The sequence below is a fragment of the Sorangium sp. So ce185 genome (genome assembly GCF_051526825.1).
In the GTDB taxonomy this organism is placed as follows: Bacteria; Myxococcota_A; Polyangia; order Polyangiales; family Polyangiaceae; genus Sorangium; species Sorangium cellulosum_D.
Genome location: NZ_CP150316.1, coordinates 4743700 through 4753725, shown reverse-complemented (window position 1 = coordinate 4753725; position 10026 = coordinate 4743700). Strand labels below are relative to the sequence as shown.

General features: G+C 73.6%; 9 protein-coding genes. 1 reads left to right on the top strand and 8 read right to left on the bottom strand.

Annotated features, from left to right (window positions below; genetic code table 11):
• Positions 1 to 14: 14 nt before the first annotated feature.
• The 7 genes from WMF26_RS17555 to WMF26_RS17525 all read right to left on the bottom strand — a co-directional run bounded on the left by WMF26_RS17555 (position 15) and on the right by WMF26_RS17525 (position 8049).
• Positions 15 to 740: an SCO family protein gene (locus tag WMF26_RS17555; protein ID WP_438001258.1), complete on the bottom strand. Its 726-nt coding sequence runs from the start codon at positions 738 to 740 to the stop codon at positions 15 to 17.
• Positions 741 to 800: 60 nt separating this feature from the next.
• Entirely contained in the window at positions 801 to 1799 is a 999-nt protein-coding gene (gene cyoE / locus WMF26_RS17550; protein ID WP_438002418.1) for a heme o synthase, read from the bottom strand.
• Between the two features lie 365 nt (positions 1800 to 2164).
• Positions 2165 to 3064: a carboxypeptidase regulatory-like domain-containing protein gene (locus tag WMF26_RS17545; protein WP_438001257.1), complete on the bottom strand. Its 900-nt coding sequence runs from the start codon at positions 3062 to 3064 to the stop codon at positions 2165 to 2167.
• A gap of 184 nt (positions 3065 to 3248) precedes the next feature.
• A complete protein-coding gene (locus WMF26_RS17540) occupies positions 3249 to 4400 on the bottom strand; it encodes a hypothetical protein (protein ID WP_438001256.1) in 1152 nt (383 codons plus the stop codon).
• Between the two features lie 146 nt (positions 4401 to 4546).
• Positions 4547 to 5050: a T3SS (YopN, CesT) and YbjN peptide-binding chaperone 1 gene (locus WMF26_RS17535; protein WP_061621412.1), complete on the bottom strand. Its 504-nt coding sequence runs from the start codon at positions 5048 to 5050 to the stop codon at positions 4547 to 4549.
• Between the two features lie 44 nt (positions 5051 to 5094).
• Complete coding sequence (locus tag WMF26_RS17530; RefSeq protein ID WP_438001255.1) at positions 5095 to 6840, bottom strand: hypothetical protein; 1746 nt, start codon at positions 6838 to 6840, stop codon at positions 5095 to 5097.
• A 363-nt stretch (positions 6841 to 7203) separates the two neighbouring features.
• Complete coding sequence (locus WMF26_RS17525) at positions 7204 to 8049, bottom strand: SDR family NAD(P)-dependent oxidoreductase (protein ID WP_438001254.1); 846 nt, start codon at positions 8047 to 8049, stop codon at positions 7204 to 7206.
• A 260-nt stretch (positions 8050 to 8309) separates the two neighbouring features.
• On the opposite strand from WMF26_RS17525, the gene WMF26_RS17520 reads away from it, so the two are divergent.
• Entirely contained in the window at positions 8310 to 9122 is an 813-nt protein-coding gene (locus WMF26_RS17520) for a J domain-containing protein (protein ID WP_438001253.1), read from the top strand.
• Positions 9123 to 9166: 44 nt separating this feature from the next.
• On the opposite strand, the gene WMF26_RS17515 is transcribed toward WMF26_RS17520, so the two are convergent.
• Positions 9167 to 9901 carry an OAM dimerization domain-containing protein gene (locus WMF26_RS17515; RefSeq protein ID WP_061621541.1) on the bottom strand — a complete coding sequence of 245 codons (735 nt, stop codon included), beginning with the start codon at positions 9899 to 9901 and terminating at the stop codon, positions 9167 to 9169.
• Positions 9902 to 10026: the final 125 nt, after the last annotated feature.

The following is a 10026-nucleotide window of genomic DNA, read 5'->3' as shown; positions in this document are numbered from 1 at the left end:
CGAGCCCGGGCGCGTCACCGCTGCTTCACGAGGGCGCCGGCGTCGCGGAGGATGGCGGGGATCCCTTCGTCGTTCGCCTCGTAATAGCCGCGGATCACGCCCTCCTGGTCGACGAGCACCAGGCGCTCGCCGTGGAAGATGCTGAAGATGCCCGGGCTCGTCTCCTCTTTGCCCATCGCGATCTTGAAGCCCTTGAGGATCGTCGACTCTATCTGATCGAGAGGGCCTGTCAGGAGCGTCCAGCGCTCGAGCGGGAGCTTCTGCGACGCCGCGTAGGCCGCGAGCACCTCCGGCGTGTCGTTCTCCGGGTCGACGGTGAACGTCACGAGGTGCAGCGCGTCCCCGAGACCGCGCCCCTGCTGCTCGATCTCCTTCATGCGCTGCGTGAGCTTGGGACAGACGGTCGGGCAGGTCGTGAAGATGAAGTCGGCGATCCACACTTGGCCCCGGAGCTGCTCCAGGCCGAACCGGTGGCCGCGCTGATCCGTCAGCGCGAAGGCCGGCAGCGGGATGCGAACCGCGGGCGCCTCCGCGGCGTGACCGCGGACCCCGCGGCCGACGAAGAACGGCACCGCGAGCCCGCTCAGCGCGACGAGCGCGACGAGCGCAACCCAGAAGAGCGGCCTCTGGGTCAGCGCCCTGCGCCGCGGCGTCGGCGCGGGGGCGCCGCCGGACGGAAGCAGCTCGCTGGCCGGTTCTGCGGGGGGAGGAGCGCCGTTCGCCTGGCGCGTCGGCTCCATGGCAACCATCCGCGGACGCTTAAGGGCCGGTCCCGGGCGCGTCAAGGCGGCGGGCGCCGCTCAGGCGCCGACCATCAGCGCGGCGAAGAGGAGCACCAGGTACACCATCGAGGCGAAGAAGACCCGGCGCGCCCAGCGCGCCTTGGTGCCCGCGAGCAGGCCGCAGGCACCCAGCGCGAAGAAGGCCCCGCCGAGGAGGACCGCGACCCCGAAGTAGACAGGGCCCGCGACGCCGAGCGGGACGAGGAGCATCGAGGCGATCATGAGCAGCGCGAGATAGCCGACGATGTGGCGCCACGTCGCGTGATCGCCCTTCTCGAGCGGCAGCACCTTGAGGCCCGCGCGCCGGTACTCGTCCTGACGGAAGAGAGAGATCGCCAGGAAATGCGGGATCTGCCAGAGAAACATGACGGCGAAGAGCAGGAACCCGGGCGCGTCGACCTGCCCGGTGACGCTCGTCCACCCGAGCAGCGGCGGGATGGCGCCGGGGATCGCGCCGATCGGCAGCGAGAGCGTCGTCTTGCGCTTGAGCGGGGTGTAGACGAGCACGTAGCTGAGCAGCGCGAGCGCGGCGAGCGCGCCCGTGACCGCGTTCACCCCGAAGACCAGCAGCGGAATCGAGCTGGCCGAGAGCGCGATCCCGAACCAGAGCGCCACGTCCGGCGCGAGCCGCCGCGCCGGCAAGGGGCGGTTCCGCGTCCGCTCCATCAGCAGGTCGGTGTCGCGCTCGATGTACATGTTGAGCGCGTTGGCGCCGGACACGACGAGGACCGTCCCGAGCAGCGCCAGCGCGAGCTGGGTCACAGGGACCGCCGCGCGGTCGATCGCGCCCTCTCCGCCCGTCCCGGCGCGGAGGTAACGGCTCGCGACCCACATGCCGCCGAGCATCGTGGCGACCACCATCCTCGTGATGCGCGGCTTGGTGAGGCTCACCAGGTCGGCCGCTACCTTGAGCAGCGGGCGCGCGTTCGTGGGGAGCGCGGAGCCGTCGCGCTCGGGAACCTCGGGCTGGCGGATGTAAGGGACCGGGGCCCGCTCCGTGGCCTGCTCGACGCTCATGGTCACGCGCACACCTCGCCGCCGCGACCGGCGCTCGCGCCGCGCGGCGACCGCGCGGCACCTCCAGAGACCCTTGTAGGCGGGACAGCCAGGCCGGAAAACGACGTCATCGCCTGAGCGCGGGTGGCGGGTGAGAACAGCATCGGGGCCGGGAGACTAGCGCGCGCAACGCGGCTCGGGGAGTCGAGTTCGACCGTTGTCGCCGCTTCCCTTTAGGGCACGAGGGGCCGAGTGGCAACCGCCGCGACGCCCCGTCGTCCTTCTTCGCGTCGAGCGAGCCAGGAAAGCTCGCCCCTCGGCGCTGCCCGCCGCCAACCGGACGGCCCCGGGCGCGCTGGCGCCCGCCGCGAGCGCTGCCGGGGAGCTCACCAAAGGCCCTTGAGCTCGTCCTTGTTTTCCGCCGGCTCAGCCTCGGTGCCGGCGTACGTGAACGTGACCTGGGCGGGCTTGTCGTCCGCGACCGTGACGTCGGCCGTCTTGAGGCCATAGCGGGGGTGCCACGCCTCGAGCTTGTACTTGCCGGCAGGCACCTTCTCGATCGCGAAGGATCCGTCACCGCCGCTCACGGCGAAGAACGGGTGATCCGTCACCACGACAAAGCCGCGCATCCACGGGTGGATGTCGCAGGTGAGCTTGATGATGCCGTCGCTCCACGACTTCGTGAGCGGGTCCGCGCCCCGCGGCTGCGCCTGGTTGAACAGCGTCTCAGAGCCCTTGTAGGTGTGCACGTTGTGCAGCGTCCGGTCGCTGTTCTTGATGTCGACCTGCTGCCCGGAGACCACTCCCTGGATGCGCGGCTCATACATGCAGTCCTTCTGGTCGACGACGGCGTGGGCGTCGGGCGCCTTCCAGCTGCCCTGCACGCCCCCGACCGCGATGCGGACGAGGGTGTCCTTGAGCTTGCCGTCGTTGACGACGACAGCGTTGTACACGACGTCCTTGTCCTGGCAGACCGGGGCGTCCTTGCGCGCGGCCGGGACCTTCATCTCGACCGGCTTGCCGGTGAACTTGACGACCCCCTTGATCGTCCCCTTGGCTTCGGGCGTGGGCGGCGCCGGCGGCGCGGCCGCCTGTTCTGTCGCCTTCGGCGCCTCGGGCGCCTTTGGCGGCGCGCTGGGCTTCTCGGCCGAGGCCACGGGCGGGGCCGCGCTCGACGTCGCCGCCGCGCCGCCGGCGGGCCGCGAGGGCTCCTCGGGGCACCCGGCGCCGAGCGTCAGCGCGGCGAGCGCGAGGGCGGACAGCGAGACGAGATCGCGACGATGCATGAGGACTCTCCCGTGCCCATGGCGCGCCACGCGAGCCTGGGCCGCGCCCCGCGAGGCCCGGTGCGAGGGAGAGACCGGCGGGACCGGACGGCCCCCGCGCCGTCCCGGCGGCGAGCATCAGGTGGAACGCTGCGCGCGGATCCCCGCGCGGCGAGGGCGTGCTTAACGAGTGTCGTCGCTCGCGTCAACCGGACGCGCCCCCGGTCGCGTCCGGTTTCCCGGCGCCCGGGAGCGCGCTCGAGGGGCGCTCGCGCTCGGTCGCGAGCACGGCCGCCCAGAAGCCGCGCTCGTCGCGCGCGGCGAGCGCGACGCAGAGGGCGGCGATCACCAGCGACAGCGCGCCGAGCGGCACCTCGGGGGCGCTGCGCGCGACGAGCAGCAGCGCGAGCGCACCGCCGAGCGCGGGCAGCCGCGGCGGCGCGATGAGCGCGAGCGCGACGACCACCACCGCGAGCGCGGCGGCGAAGAGCTGCATCGAGAGCGGCACGACCGGCGCGGGGCGCGTGAGCAGCCGGTCGAGCGCGCGGCGGAAGAGCGCCTCGACCACGGACGCGTCGTCGGAGGCGCCCGCGAGCGCCGCCCGGGTGGCGAGCAGCGCCGAGGCGAGCGCCGCGAGCGAGAGCGGGCTGACGAGGCGCGGCCGCGGCGGCTCGGCCTCGCGCGGGCGCGCCTCGCGGCCAGCGCCGAGCGCGACCGTCGCCACGAGGACGGCCAGCGCGTCGAGCGCGAACGCGGCCGTCGCCACCGAGCTCGTCGCGCCGGCGAGCGCCTTGGAGCCGCGGTCGTTCGCCCAGACGGCGAGGAGGACGCCGGTGAGCCGCACGAGCGCGGAGGCGCCGACGAGCCCGAGCGCGGCCGCGACCGGCCGCATGAACGGCACGCGGAGCGCCTCCCAGGCGCTGCCGACGGCGAGGATCGCCGCGCTCACGCCGATCAGCGCGGCGGAGAGATCGGGCACGCGCTGCACGGTCGCGTGCAGGACGACGAGGATGACGAAGCTGCCCGCGACGATCGCGGCGATCCGCAGCGCGTACGGGACGCGGCTCCGCACGACCGCGCCGATCAGCGCCATCGCGGTGACGATCGCGCCGATCGCGAAGAGCTGCGAGGCGCCGGCGCCGGCGAGCTCGACGGCGTGCGCGGCGCGCTCGATGCCCACCGCGAGGCCGACCATCGCGGGCGCGAGCATGCGGCCGAGGATCATCGCGAGCAGGGCGAGGACGGCGAGCGGCCGGATCAGCCGGAGCACGGGCAGGCCGGCGAGCGGCGGCCGCTCGGGGGACGACGCGCGCCCTTCGGCCGGCTCGGCGGACGATGCGCGCCCTTCGGCGCGCACGGGGGACGACGCGCGCCCTTCGGCGGGCGGGGCGTCGCCGCCCTCCTCGCGGCGGGGCGAGGGAGCGGGGTCCGGTGCGGCGGAGGGAGGAGGGGCTTCGGGGGGAAGGTCGATGTTGAGGAGCATTGAAGAAGAGGGCCCGTCGCTCAGCCCTTGTCCCAGGCGCGGGGGGCGTCCAGATCGGTGAAGACCGCGGCGGTCGCCGAGGCGTCGATCAGGTCCTGCATCCGCTGGCCGCCGGCCTCCTCGACGATGCGGTCGTCGTACTCGTCCGCGAGCACCGACAGATCGCGGAGGGCGACCAGGATCTCGTCGGCGTCGAGCGTCTCGCCGCCGAGGAGCGTGTGTACGATGACCACGCAGGAGCCCTGCGCGACGTAGCCGAACGCGCCGAAGCGGATGCGCGCGTTCAGGCGGAGCAGCTTCATCGCGAGATCCGGCGTCATCTCGACGCCGCGGGCGAGCTGCGCCACGAGCCGCACGAGCGCGCGATCCGGCGCCCAGGGCAGGACGTGCAGGTAGACGTACGCCGTCCCCTGGCGGACCACATAGAAATGCGGCTCGATCCGGGTGAACGCCGGAGAATCCGCGAGCGCCGCCTCGATGCGCGCGTTGGTCACTTGAACGGCCGCGTCGGAATCCTTCGACATGCCGCCGAGGATACATCGCCGCGGTCCCGGTGCAGAGCCGGGACCTAACGACGGAGCGGAAGCAGCGGTCCAGGCGGCGCCAGCGTCTTCTCGTCGCCCGGGACGGGACGCGGCGCCCTGCGCACCGGCGCCGGCTCGACCGGCGCGGCGTCGGACGCCGCCTTCAGCAGGAAGGGGCGGGCGTTGCGGGTGGAGCACGCGTCGTATGGATCCCTGTGGAACTCCCAGTGCAAGTACACGTTGCCGTCGGGTGAGACGATCGCGTCCGGCGCCTTTCCGAACGGTGACGCGCGGTGCACCGAGTTGAGCGCGACCATGTCGAACGCCGTCATGCCGCTCGGCTTCGTGACCCCGAGGCGCACGATGCTGCCGCTGTCCTTGTTCAGCACGATCTCCAGGTGCGTGACCCGGTTCTGGTTGAACGCGTGCCCCGAGGGCAGGCTCTCGAGCGACGCCAGGAACTCCTCCGCGAAGATCGGGTGGAGCCGGTTGTGGATCATGTTGATGTACGTCGCGAACGGCACCCGCGCGGCGTTGAGGGACGTCTGGTTGCCGGGCTTGACGGAGGGGTCGTAGTTCTCGATCGCGGCGCGCCACTTCTTCCACTTGTCCGTCGTCTCCCACGAGCCCCGGTGCGCGCTCTTGCGGGACGCGCCGTCCGAGGCCCGCTCCGCCCTGAGCTTCTCGTTGCCCACGGCCGCCTGCACGCCGGCCATGTTCAGGTTGAGGTTGGGCCCGCCGGGCAGCCCTGGCGCGCCGAGGCCGATCGAGCCGACGCGGACCGGGCTCTCGTAGGGCTGCGGCGTCGCCTTCTTCCCGGCGACGCGGCTCTTGCCGTCGCCGCCCGGGTTCGCCGGGTTGAGGGTGTAGCCCCCGTGAGCGCCGTCGACGACCTCGGGCGACGCCGGGCCCGAGCCGCCCGCGGCGCCCCTCTCCGCCGCCGGCGCGGCGGGCGCCTGCGCCACGCGGCCGCCGCCGGTCGCGCCCGGGACGCTCTGCGGCGGCGCCGCCCGAGGCGCCTGCGCGGCCTGCGCCGGGGACGGCGGGCTGTGGTGCTCCGCGCTCTCGCTGTCGGGGCTCTTCTCGCCGGGCGCGTGCTGCTCGTTGCCGGCGCGCTCCTCGCTGTGGCCGCTGTGATCGTGGTCGCTGTCGCCGACCTTGTCCGCCGGCCCCCGCGGGCCGCTCGGGCTCCCGGGCGTGGGCGCGGGATCGTCCTGATCCTTCGAGCGGATCTGCGCCATGGTCTCCTCGGCGACCTTGTTGGCGTCGTCCGCGATCCGGTTCGCCTCGGGGTTGTCTTCCTGGTTCTTCTCGACGTGCTGACGGATGGCGATCCGCCGATCCGCCGGCAGCGGCGGCGGCGGCGGCGGCGGCTGGACCGGCACGACCTTGGCCACCTCTTCCTTGGGCGGCTCCGGCTTGGGCGGCGCCTTCGCCTGGCGCGGCGGCTCCGCCTTCGGCGGCTTCCGCGGCGGCGGCTCCGCCTTGGTCGGCTCTGGCTTCTGCTGCGGCTCGGGCGGCGCGTCCTCGTCGGGCTCGCCGTCCGGCGACCGCTCCGGCGGCGCCAGCGGGGCGGGAGGCGGCGTCGCCGCCACGCCGTCGGTCAGCACCTCGAACGTCGTGTCGGCCGGGCGGAGGCCCTCCCGCACCGCGTGGACCATCCGGCGGAGCTGCGCCCGATCCTCGATGACCTGCGCCACCTCGACCGCGCCCCCGCCGCCCGCCATGTGCGCCACGATCGCCGCGCAGACCCACAGGGCGAGCGGGATGTGGGCGGCGTCGCGCGACATGGTCGCTCAGCGCCTCCGCGCCGCAGAGGCCGCACCGCGCGATGTGGCGCAGCCGGAACAGCAGCGAACGACGGTCACCGGTGGCACCTCCAGACTCCGCGTGAACGATCTGCTCGAACAGTACGCCAGTACGCCGATGCGAAAAGCGCACCCAGGAAGCGCCTCGAACCTAGCATCCGGGGATCAGCACAGCAACGGTCGGCGCGCGCCGGGCCCTCGCTTCTGCCGCGTCCGCCGCCGCGCGAGCGGCGCGGCACGCGCGCACCCGGCGCGGCCCGCGCGCACCCACCCCGCGCGCGCACGAGGGCCGCGCGCGCAGCCCCGGGCGGCGCGCTCGCGCCGCCCGCGGAGCGGACGGCGCGATCAGAGCTTGTTGATCGCGTCCCAGTGCTCCGCGATCTCCTGCGCCGTCCAGACACCGCCCTCGTCCTTGAACTTTCCGGGGCTCTGAACGACCTTGTAAATGTACATCTGCGCGCCGGCGACGGCGAGGACGTTGCCGGTCCGATCGGCGCACAGGTCGGACGCGAGGAACAGCGCCGCGGGCGCGACGTGCGCCGGCGTGAGCGTGTCGCTGGCCGACTGGAACATGGGCAGATCCTCCGTCATGCGGGTCTTGGCGATCGGCGCGACCGCGTTGACGGTGATCCGCTGCTTCTGCAGCTCGATCGCGGCGGTGCGGGTGAGCCCGTAGATGCCGGCCTTGGCAGCCGCGTAGTTGGCCTGTCCGAAGTTGCCGAGCATCCCCGAGACGCTCGTGGTGTTCACGATCCGCCCTCCCTCGCCCTGCCCGACCATCTGCTTCGCGGCGGCCTGCGTGCACAGGAACGTCCCCTTCAGGTGAACGGCGATGACGGCGTCCCACATCCCCTCATCCATCTTGAGGAGCGTCTTGTCGCGGAGGATGCCCGCGTTGTTCACCAGGATGTCGACCCTGCCGAACGCGTCGACGGCGGTCTTCACGATCCTCGCCGCGCCCTCGGGGGTCGCCACGTTGTCGAAGCTCGGCGCGGCCTGCCCGCCCGCGGCCCGGATCTCCTCCGCGACCTGCGCCGCCATCGCGTCGCTCGAGCCCGACCCGTCGCGCGCGCCGCCGAGATCGTTGACGACGACCTTCGCGCCCTCCCGGGCGAAGAGCAGCGCCTCCTCGCGGCCGATCCCGCCGCCGGCTCCCGTGATGATCGCGACCTTTCCGTCGAGCAAGCCCATCGCAGAGTCCTCCTGATCCGCGCGCCGGCGCGCCGCGCCGGGCCGTTTTCGCGCGGAGCTTCGCACAGCGAGCCGCGACCTGGGCGCACATTCGTTCGGGCGGGCGGCGTGACGTGAACGCGCGCGCGAGCGGGCCCTTCCGGCGGCGCCGCCTACCCATCTACCTACCTACCCTACCCGCGCGCGTACGTCGGCCGCCTGCCCGCGCCGCGCCGCTTCTTTGCCCGATCGCGGGCGGCGATGATAACGCCGCGATCGCGATGCAACTGCCCAGCCGCCTTTCCACGTCGACCCTGGGAGACCTGCTCGGCGCGCTCTACCGCGAGAGGACCACCGGGCTCCTGGAGCTCTGCGAGCTCAGGACGCCGAGCGGCTCCACGGTGCCCGGCCGGCAGCACAGGATCCAGCTCTTCTCCGGCCTGGTGACGGCCGTCGAGACGCCGCTCCGGGTGCCGCGGCTCGGCGAGATCCTCGCGCGGGAGGGCTCGGCGCCCGAGCCGTCGATCCAGCGGCTCGCCGCGCTCGTCGCCGCGCACCGGGGGCGCCGGACCGGCGAGGTGCTCGTGGCCGCGGGGCTCATCCCCGAGAGCGCGGTCGAGCGCGCGCTCCGGATCCAGCTCCGCGCCCGCCTCGAGGCGCTCTTCGCCATCGAGGAGGCGACCATCTGCTTCCACACGGCGAGGCCGCTCGCCGCGTCGCTGCGGCAGACCGGCCCGCTCTCGCCGAGCGACTTCCTCCACGGCCGCCCGCGCGCGCGGGATCGCTACCGGCGCGCCGCGAGCGCGGGCGCCGCGCGCGGCGGGGCGTCGAGCGGCGCATCGTCATCGAGCGCGCCGCCGCGCGGCGGGCCGTCGAGCGCGCCGCGCGCCGCCCGGGTGGACGAGCCGCGCCGCCGGGCCCTCGAGGTGCTCGGCCTGCGCGAGGGCGCGACCGAGGCCGAGATCCGCCGCAGCTTCCGCCGCCTCGCCGCCGTCCTGCACCCCGACCGGGGCGCGTCGCAGCCCGTCGAGCGCGCGCAGCGCACCGCGCGGTTCGCCGAGCTCTCGGCCGCCTACCACCTGCTCGTCGCCTGAGCGCCGCCTGCCGCCGCATCGCCGGCCGCCGCGTCGCCTGCCCCCTAGACCCTGCCCACGAGGCGCTCGACAAGGAACGACGCGACGGTGATCGGCTTCGTGCCGGGGCCGAAGCCGGCGTCGAAGCCGAGCTCGACGGCGAGGTTGTGGTCGATGCGCGGGCCGCCGAGGAGCAGGATCACCTTGTCCCGGAAGCCCTGGCGCGTCGCCATCTCGACGAGGGCCGCCGCGTTCTCCTTGTGGCAGTTCCGCTGCGTGATCACCTGCGAGACCAGGATCGCGTCGGCGCCGAGCGCCTTGGCCCGCTCGCAGAGCTCGGCGTTCTCGACCTGCGCGCCGAGGTTGTGGGCGTCGAAGCACTTGAAGCTCTCGAGGCCCTTCTCTCCGGCGAAGCCCTTGTAGTTCAGGATCGCGTCGATACCCACGGTGTGCGCGTCGCTGCCGGTGCAGGCGCCCACGACCACGATCTTGCGGCCGAGCTTCTTCGCCTGTTCCTCGATCTGGTCGCGCGTGAGGGGCTGAGCCGCGAGCTCCTCCACCTCGATGTCCGAGGTGTCGACCCCGTGCTGGGAGTGGCCGTACACGACGAAATAGGTGTGCTCCCGGCTGGCCTGCTCCATGGCCGTGACCAGGGGCTCGCGCAGCCCGTGCGCCTCCGCGAACCGCTTCGCCGCCTCGCGCGCGCGGTCGCCCGGCAGGACGCGGAGGGTGAACGACATCTGGACCATCCCGTCGCCCTCGCGGTCGCCATACGCACGCAGGATGTTTCGCTGTGTCATGCTCACCTCGGTGTCACGGGGCGGAAGGGGCCGATCCCCATCAACAGTAGCGCCGGGCGGCCGCGCGTGGCCAGTGCCATCGCGCGCCGGAGAGGGCGCGCAGCGGCTCGCGAAGACAGGGGAGA

Bases quoted from the DNA above. Each gene is read 5' to 3' on its own strand.
- WMF26_RS17555 (WP_438001258.1), bottom strand. From the start codon at position 740: ATGGAGCCGACGCGCCAGGCGAACGGCGCTCCTCCCCCCGCAGAACCG.
- cyoE (WP_438002418.1), bottom strand. From the start codon at position 1,799: ATGAGCGTCGAGCAGGCCACGGAGCGGGCCCCGGTCCCTTACATCCGC.
- WMF26_RS17545 (WP_438001257.1), bottom strand. From the start codon at position 3,064: ATGCATCGTCGCGATCTCGTCTCGCTGTCCGCCCTCGCGCTCGCCGCG.
- WMF26_RS17535 (WP_061621412.1), bottom strand. From the start codon at position 5,050: ATGTCGAAGGATTCCGACGCGGCCGTTCAAGTGACCAACGCGCGCATC.
- WMF26_RS17530 (WP_438001255.1), bottom strand. From the start codon at position 6,840: ATGTCGCGCGACGCCGCCCACATCCCGCTCGCCCTGTGGGTCTGCGCG.
- WMF26_RS17525 (WP_438001254.1), bottom strand. From the start codon at position 8,049: ATGGGCTTGCTCGACGGAAAGGTCGCGATCATCACGGGAGCCGGCGGC.
- WMF26_RS17520 (WP_438001253.1), top strand. From the start codon at position 8,310: ATGCAACTGCCCAGCCGCCTTTCCACGTCGACCCTGGGAGACCTGCTC.
- WMF26_RS17515 (WP_061621541.1), bottom strand. From the start codon at position 9,901: ATGACACAGCGAAACATCCTGCGTGCGTATGGCGACCGCGAGGGCGAC.